Source organism: Rhizobium sp. YJ-22, assembly GCF_029601685.1.
In the GTDB taxonomy this organism is placed as follows: Bacteria; Pseudomonadota; Alphaproteobacteria; order Rhizobiales; family Rhizobiaceae; genus Metarhizobium.
Genome location: NZ_JARRIR010000014.1, coordinates 1 through 25,467, shown reverse-complemented (window position 1 = coordinate 25,467; position 25,467 = coordinate 1). Strand labels below are relative to the sequence as shown.

23 protein-coding genes are annotated in these 25,467 nt (G+C 63.4%); 19 read left to right on the top strand and 4 right to left on the bottom strand.

The features are described 5' to 3' along the window. Window positions 1-203: 203 nt before the first annotated feature. On the bottom strand, window positions 204-1,502 hold the full coding sequence (hisD, locus tag P7F60_RS25165; RefSeq protein WP_277920451.1) for a histidinol dehydrogenase: 1,299 nt from the start codon (window positions 1,500-1,502) through the stop codon (window positions 204-206). Between the two features lie 177 nt (window positions 1,503-1,679). Here hisD and P7F60_RS25160 point away from each other — a divergent pair, with 177 nt between their 5' ends. The 5 genes from P7F60_RS25160 to P7F60_RS25140 all read left to right on the top strand — a co-directional run bounded on the left by P7F60_RS25160 (window position 1,680) and on the right by P7F60_RS25140 (window position 6,510). Next, window positions 1,680-2,228: a cupin domain-containing protein gene (locus tag P7F60_RS25160; protein ID WP_277920450.1), complete on the top strand. Its 549-nt coding sequence runs from the start codon at window positions 1,680-1,682 to the stop codon at window positions 2,226-2,228. Between the two features lie 106 nt (window positions 2,229-2,334). Further along, window positions 2,335-3,375 (top strand): ABC transporter substrate-binding protein, encoded by a 1,041-nt coding sequence (locus tag P7F60_RS25155; protein WP_277920449.1) that lies wholly within the window; start codon window positions 2,335-2,337, stop codon window positions 3,373-3,375. Between the two features lie 110 nt (window positions 3,376-3,485). Further along, the gene (locus tag P7F60_RS25150; RefSeq protein ID WP_277920539.1) at window positions 3,486-4,550 is read left to right on the top strand and encodes an ABC transporter ATP-binding protein; all 1,065 of its coding nucleotides are present in this window, start codon (window positions 3,486-3,488) and stop codon (window positions 4,548-4,550) included. Further along, window positions 4,547-5,728 (top strand): ABC transporter permease, encoded by a 1,182-nt coding sequence (locus P7F60_RS25145; RefSeq protein ID WP_277920448.1) that lies wholly within the window; start codon window positions 4,547-4,549, stop codon window positions 5,726-5,728. Before P7F60_RS25150 ends, P7F60_RS25145 begins: the two co-directional genes overlap by 4 nt. Next, the gene (locus P7F60_RS25140) at window positions 5,725-6,510 is read left to right on the top strand and encodes an ABC transporter permease (RefSeq protein WP_277920447.1); all 786 of its coding nucleotides are present in this window, start codon (window positions 5,725-5,727) and stop codon (window positions 6,508-6,510) included. The genes P7F60_RS25145 and P7F60_RS25140 overlap by 4 nt, the downstream gene beginning before the upstream one ends. Before the next feature lie 250 nt (window positions 6,511-6,760). On the opposite strand, the gene P7F60_RS25135 is transcribed toward P7F60_RS25140, so the two are convergent. Continuing rightward, window positions 6,761-7,411, bottom strand: a complete 651-nt coding sequence (locus tag P7F60_RS25135) for a TetR/AcrR family transcriptional regulator (protein WP_277920538.1) — start codon at window positions 7,409-7,411, stop codon at window positions 6,761-6,763. A gap of 244 nt (window positions 7,412-7,655) precedes the next feature. Here P7F60_RS25135 and P7F60_RS25130 point away from each other — a divergent pair, with 244 nt between their 5' ends. The 7 genes from P7F60_RS25130 to P7F60_RS25100 all read left to right on the top strand — a co-directional run bounded on the left by P7F60_RS25130 (window position 7,656) and on the right by P7F60_RS25100 (window position 16,505). Continuing rightward, entirely contained in the window at window positions 7,656-8,771 is a 1,116-nt protein-coding gene (locus P7F60_RS25130) for a sugar ABC transporter substrate-binding protein (protein ID WP_277920446.1), read from the top strand. A 136-nt stretch (window positions 8,772-8,907) separates the two neighbouring features. Continuing rightward, window positions 8,908-9,882 carry an ABC transporter permease gene (locus P7F60_RS25125; protein ID WP_277920445.1) on the top strand — a complete coding sequence of 325 codons (975 nt, stop codon included), beginning with the start codon at window positions 8,908-8,910 and terminating at the stop codon, window positions 9,880-9,882. A gap of 8 nt (window positions 9,883-9,890) precedes the next feature. Further along, window positions 9,891-11,396 carry a sugar ABC transporter ATP-binding protein gene (locus tag P7F60_RS25120; protein ID WP_277920444.1) on the top strand — a complete coding sequence of 502 codons (1,506 nt, stop codon included), beginning with the start codon at window positions 9,891-9,893 and terminating at the stop codon, window positions 11,394-11,396. Window positions 11,397-11,404: 8 nt separating this feature from the next. Further along, the gene (locus P7F60_RS25115) at window positions 11,405-12,346 is read left to right on the top strand and encodes an ABC transporter permease (protein ID WP_277920443.1); all 942 of its coding nucleotides are present in this window, start codon (window positions 11,405-11,407) and stop codon (window positions 12,344-12,346) included. A 10-nt stretch (window positions 12,347-12,356) separates the two neighbouring features. Beyond that, window positions 12,357-13,391 (top strand): alcohol dehydrogenase catalytic domain-containing protein, encoded by a 1,035-nt coding sequence (locus P7F60_RS25110; protein WP_277920442.1) that lies wholly within the window; start codon window positions 12,357-12,359, stop codon window positions 13,389-13,391. 22 nt (window positions 13,392-13,413) lie between these two features. Next, window positions 13,414-14,910 (top strand): aldehyde dehydrogenase family protein, encoded by a 1,497-nt coding sequence (locus tag P7F60_RS25105; protein ID WP_277920441.1) that lies wholly within the window; start codon window positions 13,414-13,416, stop codon window positions 14,908-14,910. Further along, the gene (locus tag P7F60_RS25100) at window positions 14,910-16,505 is read left to right on the top strand and encodes a GMC family oxidoreductase N-terminal domain-containing protein (protein ID WP_277920440.1); all 1,596 of its coding nucleotides are present in this window, start codon (window positions 14,910-14,912) and stop codon (window positions 16,503-16,505) included. The genes P7F60_RS25105 and P7F60_RS25100 overlap by 1 nt, the downstream gene beginning before the upstream one ends. 52 nt (window positions 16,506-16,557) lie before the next feature. Here the strand turns inward: P7F60_RS25100 and P7F60_RS25095 are convergent, their stop codons facing one another. Then, on the bottom strand, window positions 16,558-17,376 hold the full coding sequence (locus P7F60_RS25095; RefSeq protein ID WP_277920439.1) for an aldo/keto reductase: 819 nt from the start codon (window positions 17,374-17,376) through the stop codon (window positions 16,558-16,560). A 127-nt stretch (window positions 17,377-17,503) separates the two neighbouring features. On the opposite strand from P7F60_RS25095, the gene P7F60_RS25090 reads away from it, so the two are divergent. Both P7F60_RS25090 and P7F60_RS25085 read left to right on the top strand, forming a co-directional pair. Continuing rightward, a complete protein-coding gene (locus tag P7F60_RS25090) occupies window positions 17,504-19,075 on the top strand; it encodes an acyl CoA:acetate/3-ketoacid CoA transferase (RefSeq protein ID WP_277920438.1) in 1,572 nt (523 codons plus the stop codon). Then, a complete protein-coding gene (locus P7F60_RS25085; RefSeq protein WP_277920437.1) occupies window positions 19,072-19,845 on the top strand; it encodes an enoyl-CoA hydratase/isomerase family protein in 774 nt (257 codons plus the stop codon). Before P7F60_RS25090 ends, P7F60_RS25085 begins: the two co-directional genes overlap by 4 nt. 49 nt (window positions 19,846-19,894) lie before the next feature. On the opposite strand, the gene P7F60_RS25080 is transcribed toward P7F60_RS25085, so the two are convergent. After that, window positions 19,895-20,911: an aldo/keto reductase gene (locus P7F60_RS25080; RefSeq protein WP_277920436.1), complete on the bottom strand. Its 1,017-nt coding sequence runs from the start codon at window positions 20,909-20,911 to the stop codon at window positions 19,895-19,897. A gap of 155 nt (window positions 20,912-21,066) precedes the next feature. Between P7F60_RS25080 and P7F60_RS25075 the strand changes: the two genes are divergently transcribed. From P7F60_RS25075 to P7F60_RS25055, 5 genes are all read left to right on the top strand, one after another. Continuing rightward, window positions 21,067-22,209, top strand: a complete 1,143-nt coding sequence (locus P7F60_RS25075; protein WP_277920435.1) for an acyl-CoA dehydrogenase family protein — start codon at window positions 21,067-21,069, stop codon at window positions 22,207-22,209. Beyond that, window positions 22,206-22,979, top strand: a complete 774-nt coding sequence (locus P7F60_RS25070; protein WP_277920434.1) for a 3-ketoacyl-ACP reductase — start codon at window positions 22,206-22,208, stop codon at window positions 22,977-22,979. Before P7F60_RS25075 ends, P7F60_RS25070 begins: the two co-directional genes overlap by 4 nt. A 9-nt stretch (window positions 22,980-22,988) precedes the next feature. Next, entirely contained in the window at window positions 22,989-24,137 is a 1,149-nt protein-coding gene (locus P7F60_RS25065; protein ID WP_277920433.1) for a dihydrodipicolinate synthase family protein, read from the top strand. 4 nt (window positions 24,138-24,141) lie between these two features. Then, window positions 24,142-24,999, top strand: a complete 858-nt coding sequence (locus P7F60_RS25060; protein ID WP_277920432.1) for a sugar phosphate isomerase/epimerase family protein — start codon at window positions 24,142-24,144, stop codon at window positions 24,997-24,999. A gap of 19 nt (window positions 25,000-25,018) precedes the next feature. Next, window positions 25,019-25,467 (top strand): electron transfer flavoprotein subunit beta/FixA family protein (locus P7F60_RS25055; protein ID WP_277920431.1); only part of this gene is annotated, 449 nt, incomplete at its 3' end.

Sequence of the window (25,467 nt, the reverse complement as noted above, 5' to 3'; positions counted from 1 at the left end):
TCGGAGCCGGGGCTGTCATCCGATCAACCGGCACGCGCTTGACCGCAAGGATGCTTTTCACCCTCCGTCATGACGCACCGACCAACCAGCCGATGTCCAAAACAAAACCCCCGCCAAAAATGACGGGGGTTTGTGAGCAGTCCGTGCCGCCGAATTGCCTCGGCGACACCCGCCTTCGCGGCCGTTTGCTTGGGAGGATCAAATCATTCCGCTGCGAGTTGCTTCGGGCTTAAGCGCAGTGCTGCGGCGCGGCGATGGCCTTCGAGCTGTTCGGTCGCGCTCTGGCGAACGGCTGCCGGAGCGACGGCAGCAACACCGCGCTCGTCGAGCCACTGATGGGTGGCGATCTTGACATAGGAACCGACCCAGAGGCCGCCAGTGTAACGGCCTGCGGCCATCGTCGGCAGGGTGTGGTTCGTGCCCGAGCATTTGTCGGAATACACGACGCTGGCCAGTTCACCGATGAAGATGGAGCCGTAGTTGCGCAGCTTCTTCGCCATCGCCTGCGGGTCACGGGTGTGGACCTGCAGGTGCTCGGTGGCGATGTAGTCGGAATAGGCGATCATGGTTTCTTCGTCATCGACGATGGTCACTTCGCCGTAGTCCCTCCAGGCAACGCCTGCGACGGCAGCCGTGGAGAGCGTTTCGAGCTGCTTCTCGACTTCCTTGATGGTCTCTTCGGCGAGCTTGCGGTCGGTCGTTACCAGACCGACGCGGGTGCGCACGTCATGCTCGGCCTGGGCCAGCATGTCGGTCGCAAGCGTAGCCGGATTGGCGGTCTCGTCGGCGACGATGAAGATCTCGCTCGGGCCCGCCAACTGGTCGATGCCGACCTGGCCGAAGACCTGGCGCTTGGCTTCGTTGACGAACGCATTGCCCGGCCCGACGATCTTGTCGACCGCCGGAATGGTCTCGGTGCCATATGCCATTGCGGCGATCGCCTGGGCGCCGCCGACGCGGAAAATGCGGTCAGCACCAGCAAGGTGGCAGCCGGCAATCATTGCCGGATGGGCATTCGGCGGAAGGCAGGCGATGACCTGGTCGCAACCGGCGACCTTTGCCGGAACGATCGTCATGACCGGGGCCGAGAGCAGCGGGTAACGCCCGCCCGGAACATAGCAGCCGACGATCTCGATCGGAATGACGCGGTGGCCGAGATGCAGACCCGGCAAGCTTTCGATTTCGAGCGGCAGGATCGTGCCGAGCTGGGCCTCGGCGAAACGGCGGACGTTCGCGATGGCGAACTCGGTGTCTTCCCGGGTCTGCGGATCGAGATCGGCAATGGCCTTCAGCTTCTCTTCCTCGGTCACCTCGAAATGTGCGACGTCGGCCTTGTCGAAGGCGATGGAATATTCACGAACGGCAGCATCGCCGCGCTCGCGCACGTTCGCGATAATGTCCTTCACGGTCTTCTCGACCGGGGCCGTGTCGGAGACGGCGTCTCGGGTCGGTTCCTTGATCTGGGTGAACTTGCCTTTCAGCGCATCGAGACGCGACGTCATCAAAACCTCCTGTGTGGGATGATGGGCGTCAGCATCATTCAAGGTCGGCTCCCCGGCAATTGCCCGCAAACCACCTGTTCATTATATTCACCAGCCCGGACGCTGTTCGGTGGGCCGGGTATCATGGCCCTCTTTCGGGTGTCATTGTCTTCGAAAAGCAGGAATCGGAATTCATCAATGCCCAAGATCGGCAGTAAGCTTCGTGAACTTCGGCGCCGCCGCGACCTGGGCGTTCGAGAGCTCGCAGCGCGCTCCGGGATATCGCATTCCACGATATCTCTGATCGAGCGCGACCGCATGAGCCCTTCGGTCGACACGCTTGGAGCGGTGCTCGACGCGCTTGGCACCACACTCACCGGCTTCTTTTCCGATCTGCAGTCCAGCTTGCCCTACTCGCCGTTCTATGCAGCGGGGGACCTCGTTGAAATTGGCAAGGTCGACACGATTTCCTATCGGGTCATCGGCTTGGACCATCCCAATCGGCAGCTGTTGATGCTTCATGAACGCTATGCGCCCGGCGCCGACACGGGGGAAGAATTCACACATGCGGCGCAGGAGGCCGGCATGGTGTTGTCCGGCATGGTGGAGATCACGGTCGGAAACCAGAGGAAGATTCTGAAAGCGGGGGACGGCTACTATTTCGACAGTCGCCTGCCGCATCGCTTCCGCAACGTCGACGATGGCCCAAGCGAGATCTTGAGCGCGATCACGCCACCGACATACTGAGCTGCTACGCTGGTGAGTATAGTGACCACAGTGGTTAACGCCGCTTCCCAAAGTTCCGAAACGTGCTTTCCTAGTGGCTGATCGACAACATCAAGGGGAGCTTCCGATGAATATTTTCAAGGCGACTATCATTGCATCCACCGTCCTGATGGCAGGCGGTTTCGGTGCGCAGGCCCGCGATCTGACCGTGGTGTCGTGGGGCGGAAATTTCCAGGATGCTCAGCGCAAAATCTTCTTCGAACCCTTCGCAGCGCAGACCGGCAAGCCGGTTCTCGATGAAAGCTGGGATGGTGGTTACGGCGTTCTCCAGGCGAAGGTGAAGGCTGGCGTTCCGAACTGGGATGTCGTCGAAGTCGAAGCCGAAGAACTGGCGCTCGGTTGTGCCGACGGCATCTATGAAAAGATCGATTGGGACAAGCTCGGCGGCAAGGCCGCATACCTTCCCGCAGCCGTCAGCGATTGCGGCGTCGGCAACATCGTCTGGTCGACCGGCCTTTCCTACGATGGCGACAAGCTCAAGGACGGTCCGAAGACCTGGGCCGATTTCTGGGATACGAAGAAGTTCCCCGGAAAGCGCGGCCTTCGCAAGGGCCCGAAATACGCCCTCGAATTCGCCCTTATGGCCGACGGCGTTCCCGCTGATCAGGTCTACAAGGTCTTGAGCGGCGAAGGCGGTGTCGACAGGGCATTCAAGAAGCTCGACGCGCTGAAGGCCGACATCATCTGGTGGGATGCCGGTGCGCAGCCGCTCCAGCTCCTGTCGTCCGGCCAGGTCGTCATGACCTCCGCTTATAACGGTCGTATCAGCGGCATCAACCGGACCGAAGGCAAGAAGTTCGGCTTCGTCTTCCCGGGCAGCGTTTACGCCATCGACAGCTGGGTCATCCTGAAGGACAGCCCGAACAAGGACGCAGGCATGGATTTCATCGCCTATGCCAGCAAGGCTGAGAACCAGGCCAAGCTTCCCGAATTCATCGCATATGGCCTGCCGAACCTCGGCGCGACCAAGCTTGTGCCGGAACAGTTCCAGAAGGAACTTCCGACCACCGAGGAGAACATCAGCGGCGCCATCCCGCTCGATGTCGACTTCTGGACCGACAACTCGGAAGAGTTGACGCAGCGCTTCAACGCCTGGCTCGCTCAGTAAGTGCCGGCATTCTCATGCCTCGACTTCCGTTGCCTGCTTTCGGCGGGCAACGGAATATCCTTTGCATGTGAGAGGGGTAGGTTGCGTTATCCAAACGAACGTAGGTCATGATGAGCGACGCATTCATACATTTCGACAAGGTCAGCAAAGCGTTCGGCATCGTGACCGTCGTTGACAATCTCGACCTGTCTATTGGCAGGGGAGAATTCGTCAGCATGCTCGGACCATCCGGGTCCGGCAAGACGACGCTTCTGATGATGCTGGCAGGCTTCGAAAACCCGACCAGCGGCGCGATTTCCGTCGGTGGCAAGCGCGTGGACGCGCTGCCGCCGCATAAGCGAAACATGGGCGTGGTCTTTCAAAACTACGCTCTGTTTCCTCATATGTCCGTTGCGGACAACGTGGCGTTTCCGCTCAAGATGCGGGGAGCGTCCAGGAGCGAAATCGTCGAGCGTGTCACCAAGGCCCTCGACATGGTGCAACTGGGCGCCTTCCATGAGCGCAAGCCGATCCAGCTCTCCGGTGGCCAGCAGCAGCGCGTCGCGCTGGCGCGTGCCCTGGTCTTCGAACCGGAAGTGGTCCTCATGGACGAACCGCTGGGCGCACTCGACAAGAAGCTGCGCGAGCAGATGCAGATGGATATCCGCGATATTCATCACCGCCTGGGCCTCACCATCGTCTTCGTGACGCACGATCAGACGGAAGCCCTGACGATGTCCGACCGTATCGCGATCTTCAATCATGGGAAGATTGAACAGATCGGCAGGCCTTCAGAGATTTATGACCGCCCAAAGACCCAGTTCGTGGCCGAGTTCATTGGTGAGACCAATCTGCTCGGCGGAAAGGTTGCTTCCAGCTCGAACGGTGTCCTGAACGTCATCCTGGATGGCGGCCAGCCGATCAGCGTTGCATCCGCCACGACTCAGGAGCCTGGACAGCACGTGAAGGTTTCGGTTCGCCCGGAGCGCATAGAGCTTGATTCGCCGGGCGACGGGCAAAACGAATTGAAGGTGCGGGTGACCGATATCGTCTACCACGGCGACCACCTTCAGGTTCTCGTCGATTCCGGTCACCGGTCGTTTGTCGTCAAGGCCACGCGCAAGGCCGTCGCCCCGCAAGTCGGGCAGGAGATCATCGCGTCGTTCAGCCCCGAACAATGCTGGATCGTTTCATGACCCGGCAGCCACGGCTCTCGAAACGCATCACATCCTTCGCGCTCATTGCGCCACTCGCTCTTTTCCTGGCGTTCTTCTTCGTGGCTCCCCTGGTCACGATGATGAAGACGGCGGTGTCCGATCCGGTTGCTTCGATTGCATTGCCGACCGTATCGGCGGCCTTGGATGGCTGGGATCGTGAAGGCGCTCCGCCTGTGGAGGCTCAGCAGGCTCTGGCGAACGACATCAGGAACGTCAGCAACGACGAGCTTTTCGGTGACCTGGTACGCCGCCTGAACAGTGCGAAATCCGGCTTCCGCACCCTGATGACGAAGACACGCAACGCCGTGATCGAGGACCCGAACCTCAGCGATCTCGTCTCTGTCGATAGGCGCTGGTCCGATCCCGGTTTCTGGGTCGCGGTTCAGGATGCGGCGGGAGCGTCTCTGACCGATCGCAACCTGCTCGCCGCCGTCGATCTCCAGCGCGATGCCAACGGCGATATCATCGATGCGCCGGAGGGCACGTCCGCCAACCGCACCACCCTGTTCCGCACGATGATCATGGCGGGCATCGTGACCCTCTGCTGCATCGCGGTCGGGCTTCCGTTCGCGATGGTCGCGGCTTCGACGACGGGCTGGAAGCGTCAGCTTCTTCTTGGCGCCGTGCTCCTCCCGCTCTGGACCTCGCTGCTGGTGCGAACGGCGGCCTGGTACATCATCCTGCAGGATAACGGCTTGATCAACCTCACGCTGCAGACGCTGGGTTTGACGAACGGGCCGGTGCCCTTGATTTTCAACAGGCTTGGGGTCGTGATCGCGATGACGCACGTCCTGCTGCCGTTCATGGTGCTGCCGATCTTCAGCGTCCTGATCGGCATCCCCAAGAACCTGATGCCCGCCGCCGCATCGCTTGGCGCCCACCCGATCAGAGCTTTCCTCCTGGTGCTTCTGCCGCTCAGTCTGCGCGGCGTCGTCTCCGGCGCGCTCCTGGTGTTCATGAGTGCTCTCGGCTACTACATCACGCCCGCGCTCATCGGCGGCGCAAAGGACCAGATGATCAGCTCGGTGATCGCCTATTACGCAACCGGTGCTGCAAACTGGGGCATGGCCGGGGCTCTGGGCATCGTGCTCCTGGCCGCGACCATGATCCTCTACGTCGTCTATCTCCGTCTGTCCTCTGAGGAGGTGCGCACATGAAAACACTTCCCGTCAGCAAGGCAGTCTTCGGGACGGCGGTCGTCATTTTCCTGATGGCGCCCCTGTTCGCCATCCTCCCGCTCGCGTTCACGGACAGCATCTTCCTGAACTACCCGATCCCCGGGTTCTCCTTCCGATGGTTCCATGAGCTGTTCACGGCCAACGCCTGGCGCCGGTCGATCCTGAACAGTCTGGTGATCGGCTGTGGCACGACGATCCTGGCGACCGTCCTTGGAACGATTGCTGCGCTTGGCCTGCGTGGAAACTCGGCATCGCTGTTTTTCAGTTTCTTCCGCACCGCCTTCCTGCTGCCGATGGTCGTTCCTGCCGTCGTTCTCGGGGTCGGCATGCAGCTGATGTTCGCTCAGTACGGGCTTGCCAATACCTATGTGGGCGTCATCATCGCCCATACGGTCATTGCCATCCCATTCGTGGTGGTCAATGTGACGGCAGCACTTCAGGGCATCGACCGTCGCCTGGAGAATGCGGCCGCGAGTCTGGGCGCGTCCCCCGCTGTCGTTCTCCAGCAGGTGACGTTGCCTCTGGCGATGCCGGGGATCGTCTCCGGCGCGGTATTTGCCTTCGCCACCTCGCTGGATGAAGTGGTTCTGACCCTTTTCGTCGCAGGGCCCAACCAGCGAACCGTCGCTCGCCAGATGTTCTCGACGATCAGAGAGAACATCAGCCCTGCGATTGCCGCCGCCGCATTCCTCTTCATCGTCGGAACGGTTGTCATCGCGGGACTTGTCCTTCTGGCGCAAAAGAAGACCCAGCGGGCGTAACAAGCAGGCTTCCGGGTGTATTGCCGGGAAAAGGAGGCAGCGGCGCCGCGTGCGTTGACGTCCGACCGTGCTGACGGGATCATCGATGCGATCCGCGACGGTCTCGGCGGATGCTCGGGCTGCTTGCGGTCTGCGCAAGACACACGATAGTCGCGTCCTCGTCACCGGGCTTGCGGGTGCGGGACCGCCAATGCATTGCCCGTGAGATCGGGCGCATCGGCGGCTGCCAGGTTTGGACCGAGGGCCGATATCAAGCCGCGACCAGGTGCATGATCGTTTCGATGTTGAACCGGATGCGCTCCTCCAGGGCTTCCTTGGCCATAAGGTCTCGCTCATAAATGATCGAACCGGTGAAGCGGTTGGTCAGATAGTAGTATCCGACGGCGGCGATCGTGATGTTGAGTTGCACGGGATCAATGCCGTGGCGGAAGACGCCTGCCTTGACGCCACGCTCAAGGATATCCGAGACCATGCCGACCAGCTTGCGGCTGGAGGATTTGACGATCTCCGATTTCTTCAAATGCTTCGCCCGATGCAGGTTCTCGCTGTTGACCAGCGTCAGGAATTCCGGATTCCTGAGGTAGTATTCCCATGTGAAGCGGACCAGCCTTTCGAGCGCGGTGGTGGGATCCAGATCCTCCAGATTCAGCTTCTGCTCGGCACTGCGAATGTCGAGGTAAGCCTCCTCGAGCACGGTCTGGAACAAGCCTTCCTTGCTCTCGAAATAGTGGTAGATCATCCGCTTGTTCGCCTTGGCCTTTTCGGCGATGTCGTCCACCCGCGCACCGCCCAAGCCATTCTTCGCAAACTCTTTTTTCGCCGCTTCGAGAATGCGGGCCTTGGTGGCTTCGGCATCGCGGATTCGTGGTTTGCGTCCCGGTTTTTCTGTCTGGTCGGTCATCATGCTCAGGCCTGTCCTTTGCCGGGGTCGGTATGTCTGTCGTCGGAGTCATACACGCATGGATCGGCGTGCGTCAAAGCCAGTTGTCGCACATCGCACCCGGCGCCGCATGGAAAAGCACTTGACTTGCGTAAAAATAAAGAAGTAACTAGTTAGTGCGTTAAGCGGCGTGGGAGACGCTTGCAGGGCATCAGGCCGGCCGTAACGCGGATGCAATTCAATCGCGGATTTTGGGGAGGAACCAATGTCGACCTTTATCAAGGATTTCATCGAACGCGAGACGGTCAGCCGTCGCAATTTTCTGTTTGCGGCGGCAGCCGGTCTCGGTGCTGCGGCCGTGCCCGGCCTGTTCGCCAACGGCGCGGCGCGGGCGGCGCTGACCGATCCGGCGATCGCCTGGAGCTACCGCGACCGGGCCTCGGCCTACTGGAACTCGGTCGTCTCCGGCGGCGAGGCTTTCGTGGAGTCGCTCGGCAAGCCGAAGAGCGCGCTGGTCAGCCTGATCAACGAAGGCTCGACCGAAAAGTCGCTGGCCGACATCAAGGCCTTCCTCGCCAAGAACAACGGCAATTGCGCGATCGCCTGCGATCCCAACGACAGCCCGAATGCCCGCCCCGTTGTCGAGGCGGTGCAGGCGGCCGGCGCCTATATCTCGACCATCTGGAACAAGACGGACGACCTGCATCCCTGGGATTTCGGCGACAACTACGTCTCCCACATGACCTGGTCGGACGAGAAGCCGGCCGAACAGACCGCCCGTATCCTCTTCGAGGCCATGGGCGGCGAAGGCGGCGTCGTGCATCTCGGCGGCATCGCCGCCAACAACCCGGCCGTCGAGCGCCTTGCCGGTCTCAAGAACGCGCTGAAGGATTTCCCGAAGATCGAGTTGCTCGATGCGCAGCCGGCCGATTGGGACACCCAGAAGGGCGCGGCCCTGATGTCCTCGTTCCTGACCCGCTACGGCGACAAGATCAAGGGCGTGCATTGCGCCAACGACAACATCGCCTATGGCGTCATCGAGGCGTTGCGCGCCGAGGGTATCGAGAACATGCCGATCGTTTCCTATGACGGCAACCCGGAGGCGGTGAAGATGGTGATGGACGGCCAGTTGCTGGCAACCGTCTTCACCAATCCGCATTGGGGCGGCGGCATCAGCGCGGCGCTTGCCTATCATGCCGCCATCGGCACCTTCAAACCGTCCGCCGAGCCGAAGGAACACCGCGAATTCTATGGTCCGACGATCCTTGTCACCGCCAAGGATGCAGCGGATTTCAAGGCGAAGTATCTCGATTCCGTGCCAGCCTACGACTGGAAGGATTTCTGGGGGCCGTCGAACGGCCAGATCCAGTACAAGGCCTGATTTGGCTGGGACGCTCCCGGTTTTTGTTCTTACCGCATTATCCCGACGCCGAAGCGGTTCCGCTTCGGTTGGCAATGCTCCAGGGCGGCAGCCGCCTGTGCTGCCGCCGCTTTCCCCGAGAAATTCCTGAAGAGGGATGTCTGACGTGACACGTCGCCTATCGCGCGAAACCTTGATCAAATGGGCGCCGTTTCTGGTGCTGCTGACACTCGTGATCTTTTTCACGGCGCTCAATCCGACATTCTTCTCGCTGAGGAATTTCGCCCGCATCGCGATCGCGGCGGCGCCGGCGCTGATGGTCGCCATCGGCGTGACCTTCATTATCATCATGGGCTCGATCGATCTTTCGATGGAGGGAACAGTGTCGCTGACGGCGGTCGCCTTCGCCTTCATCTTTGCCTGGCTCGGCGGATCGCTCGGCGGCCTCGGCTGGGTCGCGATCCCGCTGGTCATCGCGCTTGGCGGCCTGATCGGGCTTCTCAACGGGCTCGTGCATGTGAAACTCAAAATACCGTCCTTCATGGCAAGCCTCGCCATCGGCTTCGTCGGCACGGGGGCGGCCGTGCTGCTGACCGGTGGCGATATCGTCAAGGTCGGCGATGCAAGCTTTCGCGGCCTGCTGACGGTGCGCTGGCTCGGCTTTCCGCTCATGGTCTATGTCGCGGCCTTCTTCTTGCTGGTCGCCTGGTTCATCCAGACGCACACGACGCTCGGGCGCAATTTCTATGCGGTTGGCGGCGGTGAGGATCTGGCGCATGCCTCTGGTCTCAACGTCACCCGCGTCCGCGTCACCGGCTTTGCGCTGGCCGGTATCTTCTATGCCATCGCGGCCATTCTGGTCGTCGCCCGCATCGGGCAGGCGGAATCGGTGACGGGTGCGAATTTCATGTTCGTCTCGATCACCTCGGTGGTCGTCGGCGGCGTGGCGCTGTGGGGCGGCATCGGCGGCGTGTGGAATGCGCTGGTCGGCGTGCTGATCGTCGGCGTCATCGATAACGGCATGGTCGTTATCGGCCTGCCCGATTTCATCCAGGCCGGCGTGCTCGGTATCCTCGTCATCCTTGCCGTCGTGCTGTCGACCGACCGCAAGATGGTTTCCTTCGTGAAGTGAGGCGCGCCATGTACGAACTGAAAGCGGTCGACAAGAAATTCCCCGGCGTCCACGCGCTGAAAGCCATCGATTTCCAAATCCGGCGCGGCGAGATCGTCGGCCTGGTCGGAGAGAACGGCGCCGGCAAATCCACCCTGATGAAGGTCATCTACGGCGCCTATCAGCCGGATGGCGGCCAGGTGTTGATCAAAGGTGCGCCGGTCAAGTTTTCCAATCCCCGCCAGGCGATGGAAAAGGGCATCGGGATGGTGTTCCAGGAGCAATCGCTGATCCCCAACCTGACCGTCATGGAGAACATCTTTCTCGGTTACGAGCGGCAATTCGTGCGCTTCGGCGTCGTCGACTGGAAGGCGATGGCGCGGGCCGCCAAGGCGCAGCTCGCCAAGGTGAAGCTCGACATCGATCCCGCAATGGTGACGTCGAAACTCTCCTTCGCCCAGCGCCAGCTCGTCGAGCTTGCCAAGGTCTTGACCCTGGAGGAGCGGGTCGACGGCGATCTCGTCATCCTGCTCGACGAACCGACGTCGGTACTCTCTAAGGAAGAGGTGCAACTGCTGTTCAAGCTGGTGCGCGAACTGACGACCCGCGCCTCCTTCATCTTCGTCTCGCACCGCATGGACGAGGTCATGGATCTCTCCGACCGCATCTACGTGATGAAAGACGGCGAGGTGGTCGACGTGGTCGAGCGCGGCGGGGCGACGGCCGAAGCCATCCAGCACAAGATGGTCGGGCGCAACGTCGACAAGCAATATTACCGTGAGCATCTGCAGAAGCCCTATGATGACGCCAAGGTGCTGGTCGAGATGGACGGCATCGGCCTTCCCGGCCGCATCAGGGACATCTCGCTGAAGCTGCATGCCGGCGAAGTCCTGTGCCTTGTCGGAACGGAAGGCTCCGGCCGCGAGGCGATCCTGCGCATCATCTATGGCATGCTGACGGCGACCGCCGGGCGCCTGCGCATCAAGGGCGCGGATGCCACCGGTTTCACCCCGCGCCAGGCCGTTGCCCATGGTGTCGGCTATGTCCCGCGCGAGCGCAAGATCGAGGGCATCGTCGCCGGCATGAACGTCTATGAGAACATGACGCTTTCGCAGATGAAGAACCATTCCGGCGGCGGCGTGCTGCGGGTGGCGCAGGAGCGGGCGCTGGCGCGCGACTGGATCAAGAAACTGTCGATCAAGGCGCATTCCGAATTCGCCGATTGCGGCAACCTCTCCGGCGGCAATCAGCAGAAGGTCGTGCTCGCCAAATGGCGGTCGGGCGGCTCCGATATCATGCTGCTCGACCATCCGACGCGCGGCCTCGATATCGGCGCCAAGGAGGATGTCTACGACATGATCCGCGCCATGAGCGCGGCTGGCGTCGGCATCGTGCTGGTCGCCGATACGCTGGAGGAGGCCATCGGCCTGTCGCACACCATCATCGTCGTCAAGGACGGGCGCATCCAGAAGCAGTTTCCCTGCGAGCCGGGTGCCAAGCCGACGCCCTTCGACCTACTGCACTACATGATCTGAGGGACAAGATGGATATTCAGCGCCTCAAGCCGCATTTGCCCTGGATCACGCTGGTCGTGCTCGTCGCCATCGTCGGCATCACCGATCCCGGATTTCTGCGCCCGTCAAATCTGCTCGGTCTCGCGGGCGATATCGTGCCGCTGTTCATCATGGCGCTGGGCTTGACCTTCGCCATCTATATCGGCGGCATCGATCTCTCGGCCCAGTCGATGGCCAATATGGTGACGGTGATCGCCTCCGTCTATCTCGCCTCGATGGGCGCCTGGGTCGCCGTGCTCTGCGTGGCCTCGGGTTTTCTTCTGGGCATGCTCTCGGGCTATGTGACGACAAGGCTTTTCGTGCCGTCCTTCATCTCGACGCTCGCCGTCGGCGGCATCGCCTTCTCGATTGCGCAATGGCTCTCCGGCCAGCGGGCGCTCAATATGGACGCGGCCCAGCGCAACGACACCTTCGGCTGGATGATCGGCCGCAGTTTCGGCGTGCCGCATGAACTGCTGATCGCCGCCGTGCTGGTAGCGCTGTGCCTGTTCATCGAGCGCCGCACGACACTCGGCCGCGCACTGAAGGCCGTGGGGGCCGGCGAGCTTGCCGCCGCCGCATCGGGGCTCAACGTGGCGCGCTACAAGATCCTCGCCTTCGCCATCTCCGGGGCGCTCGCCGCGATCGCCGGCCTGATGTTTGCCGTCAAGCTCTCCGGCGGCGCGCCGACGATTGCCAACGGGTTCCTGCTGCCGGCCATCGTCGCGGTGCTGGTCGGTGGCACGCCGCTGACCGGCGGTGTCGGCGGCGTGGTGAACACGGTGGTCGGCACGCTGATCGTCGCCGTCATTCGCGCCTCGATGCTCTATTTCGAGATCGATGCGACCCGCCAGCAGATGGTGTTCGGCATCGTGCTGATCGTCGCCATCGCGCTGACCATCGACCGCGCCAAGCTGCGCACCGTGAAGTGAGACGGCTTCGATGACCACCATGCGTGCCGCCGTCCTCACCGCACCGAAACGCTTCGAACTTCGTGACGTCCCCCTGCCCGAGATCGGCCCGGAGGATGTGCTGGTCAAGGTGACGCGCACCGGCATCTGCGGCACGGATATCCATATCTTCAACGGCCATTATGCCGCCGACCGGCTACCGTTGGTTCCCGGCCATGAATTCTGTGGAACGATTGCGGAGCGCGGTGCCAATGTTCGCCATCTCGATATCGGCACGCGGGTCGTGGTCGATATCAATATCGGCTGCGGCGCCTGCTTCTGGTGCCGGCGCAACGAGGTCCTGAACTGCGCCGAGGTCACGCAGGTCGGCATCGGCCGGGATGGGGCCTTTGCCGACTATGTCGCCGTGCCGGCGCGCCTCGCAATCCCGGTCACGGCCGATATCGCCGACGACGTTCTCGTCCTGACCGAGCCAGTCGCTTGCGTCGTCCGTGCCGCCCGAAAGGCAGGGGTAACGTTCGGGCAATCGGTCGTCATCTTCGGGGCGGGGCCAATCGGCAACCTGCATGTGCAGATGATGCGGCTCGTCGGCGCAGCTCCCATCATCGTCGCCGATCTCTCGGCCGAGCGTTGCCGCATGGCGCTTGAGGCCGGTGCGGATGCGGCGGTATCCGACCCGGCCGAACTCAAGGAAACCGTGCGCCGGATGACCGACGGGCGCGGCGCCGATCTGGTGATCGAGAGCGTCGGCAGCAAAAAGCTTTACGAACAGGCCTTCGACCTGACCCGTCGCGGCGGCCATGTCGCCTTTTTCGGCATCACGCCGCCCGGCGAAACGCTGCCGGTCGATATTCTCCGCACCGTTCTCGAGGAGGGCAGCCTCAAGGGCTCCGTCGCCGGCATGGGCGAGGATATGCACGACGCTCTGACCCTGCTGTCGCATGGCCGCTTCCGCATCGGCGATTTCACGAAGGCAAGCTATCCGCTGGAGCGGATCCAGCAGGCTTTCGAAACGCTGGCCGACCGGCCGCAAGACCTGAAGACGCAGATCGCCGTCGCGGCGTAAATTTTTGAAGTGGAGCTATCCGATGGACCAGAAGACCCCGTTCCTTTCTCCCCCCGCCGCCGCCCGCACCTTCGGCTTCTTTATCGACGGCCAGTGGAAGGAGGGGGCTGATCATTTCGAACGGGCCTCGCCGGGCCATGGCCTGCCGGTCACTCGCACGGTCCGCTGCACCGTCGACGATCTCGACGCCGCCGTCGCATCCGCGCGCCGCGCCTTCGAGGATCGCCGCTGGTCGGGCCTCTCGGGTGCGGCGCGAGCGAGCGTCCTGCTGCGTGCCGCCGAAATCCTGCGCCGCCGCCGCGACGAGATCGCCTATTGGGAGACGCTGGAAAACGGCAAGCCGATTTCCCAGGCGCGCGGCGAGATCGACCATTGCATCGCCTGCTTCGAGGTGGGCGCGGGGGCTGCGCGCATGCTGCATGGCGACAGCTTCAATTCGCTGGGTGACGACCTGTTCGGCATGGTGTTGCGCGAGCCGATCGGCGTCGTCGGCCTGATCACGCCGTGGAATTTCCCCTTCCTGATCCTGTGCGAGCGGGTGCCCTTCATCCTCGCCTCCGGCTGCACCATGGTGGTGAAGCCCTCGGAAGTCACCTCCGCCACCACGCTGCTGCTGGCCGAGGTGCTGGACGAAGCCGGATTGCCGGCCGGCGCTTACAATGTGATTACCGGCTCCGGCCGCGTCATCGGTCAGGCGCTGACGGAGCATCCCGATGTCGACATGCTGTCCTTCACCGGCTCGACGGCGGTCGGCCGCTCCTGCGTTCACGCCGCTGCCGACAGCAATTTCAAGAAACTCGGCCTGGAGCTCGGGGGCAAGAACCCGATCATCGTCTTCGCCGATTCCGATCTGGAGGACGCCGCAGACGGCGCTGCCTTCGGCATCAGCTTCAACACCGGGCAGTGCTGTGTCTCGTCCTCGCTGCTGATCGTCGAGCGCTCGGTCGCCGCCGAATTCGAAAAGCTGCTCGCCGAGAAGATGGCCAGGATCCGCGTCGGCGATCCGCTGGACGAAGCGACGCAGGTCGGCGCCATCACGACGGAAGCGCAGAACGCCACGATCCTCGACTATATCGCCAAGGGCAAGGCGGCGGGCGCGACGCTGCTGGCCGGCGGCGAGGCGCTCGATCTCGGTCGCGGCCAGTATATCGCGCCGACGCTGTTCTCCGGCGTGTCCCGTGACATGGCCATCGCGCGGGACGAGATTTTCGGCCCCGTGCTGTGCTCGATGCATTTCGATACCGTGGAAGAAGCCATCCAGCTTGCCAATGACACCGTTTACGGGCTTGCGGCGAGCGTCTGGACGAAGAATATCGACAAGGCGCTGACGGTGAGCCGCCGGGTTCGCGCCGGGCGCTTCTGGGTCAACACCATCATGGCCGGCGGTCCCGAAATGCCACTCGGCGGTTTCAAGCAATCCGGCTGGGGCCGCGAGGCCGGCATGTACGGCGTGGAGGAGTATACGCAGGTGAAATCCGTTCATGTCGAGATCGGCAAACGCAGGCATTGGATCGCATGATGGCTGATGGCTATGATTACGTCATCGTCGGTGGCGGCAGCGCCGGCTGTGTGCTGGCGGCGCGACTTTCGGAAAATCCGGCCGCAAAGGTCTGCCTGATCGAGGCGGGCGGACGCGATACCAATCCGCTGATCCATATGCCCGTCGGCTTCGCCAAGATGACGACAGGACCGCTGACCTGGGGTCTGAAGACCGCGCCGCAGAAACACGCCAACAACCGCGAGATCCTCTACGCCCAGGCCAAGGTGCTGGGCGGCGGCTCCTCCATCAATGCCGAGGTGTTTACACGCGGCGTTCCCGCCGATTTCGACCGCTGGGCCGAGGAGGGCGCCGAGGGCTGGGGTTTTAAAGACATCCAGAAATACTTTTTGCGCTCGGAGGGCAATGCGATCCTCTCCGGCGCATGGCATGGGACGGACGGGCCGCTCGGCGTCTCGAATATCCCGGAACCGCAGCGCATGACGCGGGCCTTCGTGCAGAGCTGCCAGGAATTCGGCATTCCCTACAATCCGGATTTCAACGGCCCGGTGCAGGAGGGCGCCGGCGTCTACCAGACGACGACGCGTGACAACCGCCGCTGCTCGGCCGCCGTCGGTTATCTGCGGCCGGCCCTGAAGCGCTCGAACCTGACGGTCGTCACCGGCGCGCTCGTCCTGCGCGTCGTCTTCGAGGGCCGTCGGGCCGTCGGTGTCGACTATCAGCTCGGCGGTAACCGCATGACGGCGCGGGCGGAGAGCGAGGTGCTGCTGACCTCCGGGGCCATCGGCACGCCGAAACTGATGATGCTCTCGGGCGTCGGCCCGGCCGACGCGCTGAAGAAGCATGGCATCGCCGTCGTGCAGGACATGGCCGGCGTCGGGCGGAACCTGCAGGACCATTTCGGCGTCGATATCGTCGCGGAACTGAAGAACCATGACAGCCTCGACAAATATAACAGGCTGCACTGGTCGCTCTGGGCGGGCATTCAATATGCCCTGTTCCGCTCCGGCCCGATCACCTCGAACGTGGTGGAGGGCGGCGCCTTCTGGTATGGCGACAGGGATAATCCCTCTCCCGACCTGCAATTCCATTTCCTCGCCGGTGCCGGCGCGGAAGCCGGCGTCCCCAGCGTGCCGAAGGGCGCCTCCGGCATCACGCTGAATTCCTATACGCTGCGGCCGAAATCGCGGGGGACGGTCACGCTGCGCTCGGCCGATCCGCGCGACCTGCCGGTCATCGATCCGAATTTCCTCGATGATCCCGAGGACGTGAAGATCTCCGCCGAAGGCGTGAAGATCAGCCAGGAAATCTTCAGCCAGCCCTCCCTGCAGAAATACATCAAGACGCTGCGTTTCCCGGACCGGAACGTGCGCACGCAGGAAGACTATATCGCCTATACGCGCCAATATGGCCGCACCTCCTATCATCCGACCTGCACCTGCAAGATGGGGCGCGACGAGATGTCGGTGGTCGATCCGCACCTGCGCGTCCACGGCCTCGACGGCATCCGCATCTGCGACAGTTCCACCATGCCGAGCCTCGTCGGCTCCAACACCAATGCGGCGACGATCATGATCGGGGAGAAGGCGGCGGATATGATCCGCGGCAATGCCTGAGCCTTGATCCGATTCCAAATGGAAAGGGCGGCCTCGCGGCCGCCCTTTTGCATCAGTCCCATTCGGGAACCCAGGGCAGAAGCCCCGTGCTGACGATGCGGTGGTTGGTCGCCGTCAGGGCGTCGATGCGGTCCATGTCGATGGATGACAGGGTGAAATCCATGATTTCGAAGTTGGCGCGGATATTCTCCGGCTTGGTCGACATGGTGTTGAGCGGCACGCCCTTCTGCAGGATCCAGCGCACCACCACCTGGGCGGCGGATTTGCCGTAGGTCTTGCCGATCTCGGCAAAAAGCCTGTGCTTGAAGACCTCGCCGCGCGCCACCGATGCATAGGACGAGAGCGGAATGCCGGTTTCCGTCGCGGCGGCGAGCAGCTTTTTCTGGTCGAGCAGCGGGTGGAACTCCACCTGGTTGGTGACCAGCGGCCCGTCGACAACGGCGCGGGCCGTCCGCATCATCTGCGCCGTATAGTTCGACACGCCGATGGCGTCGGCAAGCCCCCTGTCCCTTGCGGATTGCAGCAGGCGCAGCGACGGGGCGACATCGCCGCCGACCGGCGGCCAATGCAGGAGAAGCACGTCGGCGCGCTCGACCTGCAATGTCTTTAGGCTGGCTTCCACGGAGGGGAGGAACTTCTCCTCGGTGTAATTGTCGGGATGCACCTTGGTGGTGATGCAGAGTTCGCCGCGCGCCACGCCGCAGGCGGCGAGCGCCGCGCCGGTCTCGGCCTCGTTGCCATACATCTGCGCCGTATCGAACGCCCGGTAACCGGCGGCGATGGCCGCGTCGATGGCATTCCTGAGATCGTCTCCCTTCAGCGGATAGGTGCCGAAGCCCCGCTGGAAACTTTTCTGGAAATAGATGCTCATGCCTCCTCCTTCATTGGCCCGGCGGGCCGGTGGCGCGATGGAAAATCGCGTTCGACGGATTGATCTTATCGCATTTAATGTATAACTAGTTAGTTACTTAATGCAATGGCGAACGGAGGTTTCGGCGATGAGGAAAGTGAAGAGCGCGCAAGAGGCGGCAAAACTCGTCAAGGACGGTGCGGTCGTCGCCGTCAATTCTTCCTCGGGCCTCTGCTGCCCCGATGCGGTGCTGAAGGCGCTCGGCGAGCGCTTCGACCGCGAGGGACATCCGCGCGGCCTCACCTCCATCCATCCGATCGCCGCCGGCGACTTTTTTGGCACCAAGGGCGTCGATCACATCGCCAAGCCGGGCATGCTGAGAAAAATCATCGGCGGCTCCTATCCCTCCGGCCCCAGCAATGCCGAGCCGCCGCTCGTCTGGCAGATGATCCTCAAAGAGGAGCTTGCCGCCTGGAACGTGCCCTCCGGTATCGTCTTCGACATGCTGCGCGAGGGGGCCGCCAAGCGCCCCGGCGTGCTCACCAAGGTCGGCATGGAAACCTTCGTCGATCCCGACCAGGACGGCTGCGCTATGAATGCCAGCGCGCGGGCGGAGCCGCTCGTCAAACGCGTCGAATTCGCCGGCGAGGACTGGCTGCATTTCCCGGCCCTGCAGCCGGATGTGGCGATCATCCGCGCCACCACCGCCGACGAGAAGGGCAACCTGACTTTCGAACACGAGGGCGCAACGCTCGGCGCCATGGAAATGGCGCTCGCCGCCCGCAATTCCGGCGGCGTGGTCATCGCCCAGGTCAAGCGCGTGGCGGCCAGCGGCACGTTTCGCCCGCATGATGTGCGGGTTCCCGGCATCCTCGTCGATGTCATCGTCGAGGCCCCCGACCAGTTGCAGACCACGGCAACGCCCTATGATCCGGCGATTTCGGGGGAACTGTTTCGGCCGCTCGAAACCTTCCGCCTGCCAGCGCTCGATGTCGGCAAGGTGATCGCGCGCCGGGTAGCGCAGGAGTTGAAAGCCGATTGGGCCGTCAATATCGGCTTCGGCATCTCGGCCAACGTGCCGCGCATCCTCATCGAGGAAGGGCTTCACGGCAAGATCACCTGGGTGATCGAGCAGGGCGCCGTCGGTGGCGTGCCGCTGCTCGATTTCAAGTTCGGCTGCGCCTCGAATGCCGAGGCCTTCGTCGCCTCGCCGCACCAGTTCTGCTATTTCCAGGCCGGCGGTTTCGATTGTTCGCTGCTGTCCTTCCTCGAAATCGATGCCGAAGGTTCGGTCAATGTCAGCCGCCTGGCGGCGACGCCGCATCGAACCGCCGGTGCCGGCGGGTTCGTCGATATCACCTCGCGGGCAAAGCGGATCGTGTTTTCCGGCAATTTCAATGCCGGCGCGAAGATGCGCATCGAGGATGGCCGCCTCGTCATCGACAAGGAAGGCCGCATCGCCAAATTCGTGCCCAAGGTCGATCAGGTCAGCTTCTCCGGCAAGCGCGCCCGCGCGCAGGGGCAGGATATCACCTATGTCACCGAGCGCTGCGTGATCCGGCTTGAGCAGAAGGGGCTTGTCGTCACCGAGATTGCGCCGGGTCTCGATCTCCAGCGCGATATCCTCGATCAGGCGGCCACGCCGCTCGGTGTCTCCAAAACGCTCAAGACCATGGACGTTGCCCTGTTCCGGCCGGAAATCATGGGGTTGGCGCTGTGAGCGATCCACGGATCGAACTCGTCATCGACAACCGCATTGCCCGGCTGACGCTGCGCCGCCCGGAAAAGCTGAACGCCATCGATGCCGACATGATCGACGCGCTGCTGCAGGCCTGCCGCGTCATCGAGCGGTCGGATGCGCGCGTCGCTATCCTCTCGGGCGAGGGCGGCCGGTCGTTCTGCGCCGGCGGCGATATCGAGGCGTGGAGCCGTCTCGATGCGGAGGCGTTTTCGCGCCGCTGGCTGCGCGACGGTCACGATGCCTTCAATGCGCTGGCGCGATTGACCGTGCCGCTGATCGCGGTGCTGAACGGGCATGCACTCGGCGGCGGGCTGGAGCTTGCCGCCTGTGCGGACCTGCGCATCGCGGAAGCGCATGTGAAGATCGGCCAGCCGGAATCCGGCCTCGGCATCATTCCTGGCTGGTCCGGCACCCAGCGGGCGGCGCGGCGTTTTGGCGCCCAGCTTGTTCGCCGCATGGCGCTATTCGGCGAGGTCTATTCGGCCGAGCAGGCGCTGGCGCTCGGGCTGGTCGATCAGGTCGTGGCGACGGGCGAGGGGCAGATTGCGGCCGAAGCCGCCGCCGCTCGGGTGCTGCAACGCGCGCCGCGCGCGACGGAACTGACGAAAATGCTGATCAATGCTGCCGAAGGCGAGGAAAACGAGCGGGTGGTGGATGCGCTGGCCGGTGCGGCCGCGGCCGCATCCGTCGACCTCTCGGAAGGTCTTGCGGCCTATCGGCAGAAGCGTCCCCCACGTTTCGGCGCGTGATCAGAACCTGGCCCCCGCACGGGCGTTCTGCCGCGCGGGGGACGGATGGTCAGGCGGGAACGGGCGCATCCTCGCGCAACAATCCCTTATGCTTGAGGTCCGCCCAGAAGGCGGCCGGGATCGGGTGAGCGAACCAGGCGAGGTTCTGCTCCAGCTGCTCGACCGTGCGCGTGCCGGCCATGAAGGAGGGGACGGCGGGATGGGCGACGACGAATTGCAGCGCGGCGGCGGCAAGCGGCACGCCATATTCGGCGCAGACCGCCTCGATCTTGGCGACCTTTTCCAGAATATCGCGCGGCGCCGACGCATAATTGTATTTCGCGCCGTCCTTTGCCCCGGTGGCGAGGATACCCGAATTGAAGCCGCCGCCCACGACGACGGCGACGCCGCGCGCCTCGCACAGCGGCAGGAAGGTATCGAGCGCCTCCTGTTCCAGCAGGGTGTAGCGGCCGGCCAGCAGGAAGCAGTCGAAATCGTGACGCTTCAGGGCTTCATGGCAGACTTCCCATTCGTTGACCCCGACGCCGATGGCTTTCACCAGCTTTTCCGACCGCAGCTTTTCCAGCGCCCGCCAGGCGCCGTCCATGGCCTGCTCGAAGACCTCTGGCTGTGCGTCGCCGCGGGTGAAAACGTCGATATCGTGGATGAAGCACATGTCCATCCGCTCCAGCCCCAGCCTTTGCAGGCTGTCCTCGAAAGCCCGCATCGTGCCGTCATAGCTGTAGTCGAAATGCATGGTGAAGGGCGCCGCATTCACCCATGGCGCGAAGTCGATGGTCTCGCGCTTGGCCGGCCGTAGAAGCCGCCCGACCTTGGAGGCGAGGACGAAATCGTCGCGCTTCTTCCAGCGTAGTGCATGGCCGGTGCGCAGCTCGGCCAGCCCGTGGCCATACATCGGCGCGCTGTCGAAGAAACGCACGCCGGCCTCCCAGGCGCGGTCGAACATGGCTAGCGACGTCGCCTCGTCGACCTCGCGGAAAATATTGCCGAGCGGCGCGGTGCCGAAGCCGAATGCGGTGACCTCCAGATCCGTGCGGCCGAATTTCCTCTTTTCGCCAGGATGCATGATTTTCCTCCATAAGTAACCAATTAGTGAATAATAAGCATGCGCCAAACGCCCGTGCAAGCGGCTTCCTTGGGTCTCGCGGATTTTTCCGTCTTGACGGCTCCGGTATTGCAAATGTATGTAACCAGATAGTTACTAGATGGGAGCCGAGGGCGATGTATCTCACCGAAACGCAGGAGCAGGTGCGCGAGATGGCGCGCGCCTTTGCCGATGAAACGATCCGGCCGCTGGCCGAGGAGTTGGACCGCGAGGAGCGCTTTCCGGCTGATCTCTATGAGGAGATGGCCAAGCTCGGCCTGTTCGGCATCGGCGTGCCGGAGGCCTTAGGCGGGCCGGGTTTCGACACGCTGACCTATGCCCTCGTCATGGAGGAACTGAGCCGCGGTTATGCCTCCGTCGCCGATCAGTGCGGCCTGATCGAGCTGATCTCGTCGCTGCTGGTGCGCCACGGCACGGAACGCCAGCAGGCGATGCTGCCGGAAATTCTCGGCATGCGCGCCAAGGTCGCCTATTGCATCACCGAGCCGGAAGCCGGCACCGATGTCTCCGGCATCCGCACCACGGCGGTGCGCGACGGCGACGGCTGGCGGCTGAATGGCGGCAAGATCTGGATCCACAATGCGCCGGTCGCCGATTACGGCTTCGTTCTGGCGCGCACCGACAAGGAAGCCGGCAATCGCGGCATGTCGATCTTCATCGTCGACCTGCATGCCGATGGCGTCGAGAAGGGGCCGAAGGAACACAAGATGGGCCAGCGCGCCAGCCAGGTCGGCGCGCTGAATTTTTCGGATGTGCGCCTTTCGGCCGACGCCCTGCTCGGCGTGGAGGGCCGGGGTTTCCACATGATGATGTCCGTCCTCGACAAGGGCCGCGTCGGCATCGCCTCGCTGGCCGTCGGCATCGCCCAGGCCGGCCTTGAGGCCGCGCTCGATTATGCCGGCACGCGAAAACAGTTCGGCAAGACGATATCCGATTTCCAGGGCGTGCAATGGCTGCTCGCCGACATGGCCAAGGATATCGAGGCCGCCCGCCTGCTCGTCCATTCCGCCGCCTCGAAGATCGATGCCGGCGCGGATGCGACCAAGGCCTGCTCCATCGCCAAATGTTTTGCCGGCGACATGGCCGTGCAGCGCACCGCCGATGCCGTGCAGATTTTCGGCGGCTCCGGTTACATCCGAGGCTTCGAGGTCGAACGCCTCTACCGCGACGCCAAGATCACCCAGATCTACGAGGGCACCAACCAGATCCAGCGCATGATCATCGCGCGCGAACTGCTGAAGAAGGGGGCACGGGCATGAGCGTCGCCCGCCCGGTCGCGCTCGTCACCGGCTCGTCGCGCGGCATCGGCTTTGCCGTGGCGCAGGCGCTGGCGCGCGAAGGTTTTGCCGTTGCCGTCAACGGTCCGGCTGACGATGCGGAACTGTCCGCCGCCGTCGCGCACATTACGGCGCTTGGTGTGCCGGCCGTTGCTGCGCCCTTTGATGTCACCGCCATCGGCGAGCATGACGCCGCCCTCGAACGGATCGAGCAGAAACTCGGCCCCTTGACGACACTGGTCAACAATGCCGGCGTCGGCGTCCTCAGGCGCGGCGACCTGCTGGAGGTTTCGGAAGAAAGCTGGGATCGTTGCCTTTCTGTCAATGCCAAGGCCCTGTTTTTCCTGAGCCAGGCTTTTGCCCGGCGGCTTCTGTCGCGCAAGCGGCCGCCGCTGTTCCATTCGATCGTCAACGTCACCTCGTCGAATGCCGTCGCCGCCGCCGAGCATCGTGCGGAATATTGCGCCTCGAAGGCGGCGGCATCGATGGTTTCGAAGACGCTCGCCGTGCGGCTCGGGCGCGAGGAGATCGCCGTCTACGACGTCCAGCCGGGTCTCATCGCCACCGAGATGACCGCGCCGGTCATCGACAGTTATCGCGAGCGGGCCGAGCAGGGCCTCACCTTGTTTCCCCGCGTCGGCCAGCCCGACGACATCGGCACCCTGATCGCCTCGCTGGCATCCGGGCGGCTGCCCTACACCACCGGACTGGCAATCCCGGCCGATGCCGGCATGCTCGTCCCGCGCTTCTGAGGTTTTCCCATGAAGATATCGCTTCCCGATACCGATGGCCGCCGCTCCGATTACCACCTGACGGGCACGCCGATTGCCGCCGCCACGCTCGGCAAAAATCCCGCCCGCGTCGTCTATTCCGCTGCCCATGTCGTCGCCGATCCCTTCACCGCCAACGATCCTTCCGGTCGGGCGACGGTCGATTGGGGCAAGACGATGGAATTCCGCCGCTATCTCGCCGGCCTTGGGCTCGGCATCGCCGAGGCCATGGATACGGCGCAACGCGGCATGGGCCTCGATTGGCCCGGCGCCCTCGAACTGATCCGCCGCACGCGGGAAGAACTGCCCGACGCGCTGGTCGCCAATGGCTGCGGCACCGACCATCTCGACCCGACGACGGTCACCAGCCTCGACGAGGTGCGCCGCGCCTATCTGGAACAGGCGGAGGCCATCCAGAAACTCGGCGGCCGGCTCATCCTCATGGCCTCGCGCGCCCTGGTGCGCGTCGCCAAGGGGCCTGAGGATTACATCCGGGTCTATTCGGATGTACTCAAAACCTGCGACGAGCCGGTGGTCCTGCATTGGCTGGGCGACATGTTCGATCCGCAGCTCGCCGGCTATTGGGGCGGTGCCGATTTCGATCCGGCGATGCAGGCCGCGCTCGCCGTCATCGAGGAGAATGCGGCCAAGGTCGACGGCATCAAGATTTCGCTGCTCGACAAGGAGAAGGAGATCGTCATGCGCCGCCGTCTGCCGGCGGGCGTGAAGATGTATACCGGTGACGATTTCAACTATCCCGAACTCATCGAAGGCGACGCGCAAGGTTTTTCCCATGCGCTGCTCGGCATCTTCGATCCGCTGGCGCCGGCGGCGGCCTACGCCGTGGAGCGGCTGGGCGCGGGCGACAGCGCCGGCTTCCGCGCGACGCTCGATCCGACCGTGCCGCTCGCCCGGCTGATTTTTCGCGCGCCGACGCAATACTATAAGACTGGCGTCGTTTTCCTCGCCTGGCTGAATGGTTTTCAGGATCATTTCGTCATGCTGAACGGGGCGCAGGCCATGCGGCCGCTGCCTTATTTCGTAGAGATTTTCCGGCTGGCGGATCAATGCGGCCTGCTGCGCGATCCGGCGCTTGCCGTCCAGCGCATGAAGACGCTGCTCGCGCTCTACGGAGCCTGAGGGGATGCGCGATTTCAGCAACGATCACTCGGCGCTTGCCCTCAATACGGCGAGCCTCGGCCATAATCTCGATGGCCATGGGGCAGGGTGGCCGCCGGAGCGGGTGATCGATGCCTGCGCGGAACGCGGTTTCGGTTCCATCGTCTTCTGGCGCCGAGAAATCGGCTCAAGAGCGGTGGAGATCGGAGCGCGGGCGCGGGCGGCCGGACTTTCGGTCGCAGGACTCTGCCGGACGCCGTTCCTCGTCGGCGCCGAGGCGATGGACCGGCAGACGGTGATCGACGGCGCGAAAGCCGCCATCGACATGGCGGCCGGCCTTGGTGCTGCGGTGCTGACCATCGTGGTCGGCGGCGTGCATCCGGGCACCAAAGGCACGGCCGAAAGCCTGAAGATCCTCACCGACCGCGTCGGTGAGATCGTGACCTATGCGGCCGAGCGCGGTGTCAAACTGGCGCTGGAGCCGCTGAACCCCGTCTATGCCGGCAATCGCTCCTGCCTGACGACGGTGCGGGACGCTCTCGACATCTGCGATGCCATCGGCGCCCCGAACCTCGGCATTGCCGTCGATGTCTACCATGTCTGGTGGGACAATGATCTCGATACCCAGTTAAAGCGTGCCGGAGCAGGGCGGATTTTCGGCTACCACCTCTGCGACTGGCTTGCCGATACGCATGACGTGCTGCTCGACCGCGGCATGATGGGAGACGGCGTCGCCGATCTCAGGGCGATCCGCAACAGTGTCGAGAGCGCCGGCTATGCCGGCCCCTGCGAGGTCGAGATTTTCTCGGCGCAAAATTGGTGGAAGCGGGATCCCGGCGAGGTTCTCGATGTGATGGTCGAGCGTTTCCGCACGCTTTGTTAATGAATTCAGGAGGCATTCCATGAAAATTCTCGTCCCGGTCAAACGCGTTGTTGACTACAACGTGAAGATCCGCGTCAAGGGCGACGGTTCTGGCGTCGAGCTTGCGAATGTGAAGATGTCGATGAACCCGTTCGACGAGATCTCCGTGGAAGAGGCGCTGCGGCTGAAGGAAGCCGGCAAGGCGTCGGAAGTCGTCGTCGTCTCCATCGGCCCGGCCAAGGCCGAGGAAACGTTGCGCACCGCGCTCGCCATGGGCGCCGACCGCGCCATCCTCATCGAGACCGACGAGACGGCCGAGCCGCTCGCCGTCGCCAAGCTGCTGAAGGGCGTCGCAGACGCCGAACAGCCCGGCCTGGTGATCGTCGGCAAGCAGGCGATCGACGACGATAGCAACCAGACCGGCCAGATGCTGGCGGCGCTGACCGGCTGGGCGCAGGGCACCTTTGCCTCCAAGGTCGAGATCGGCGA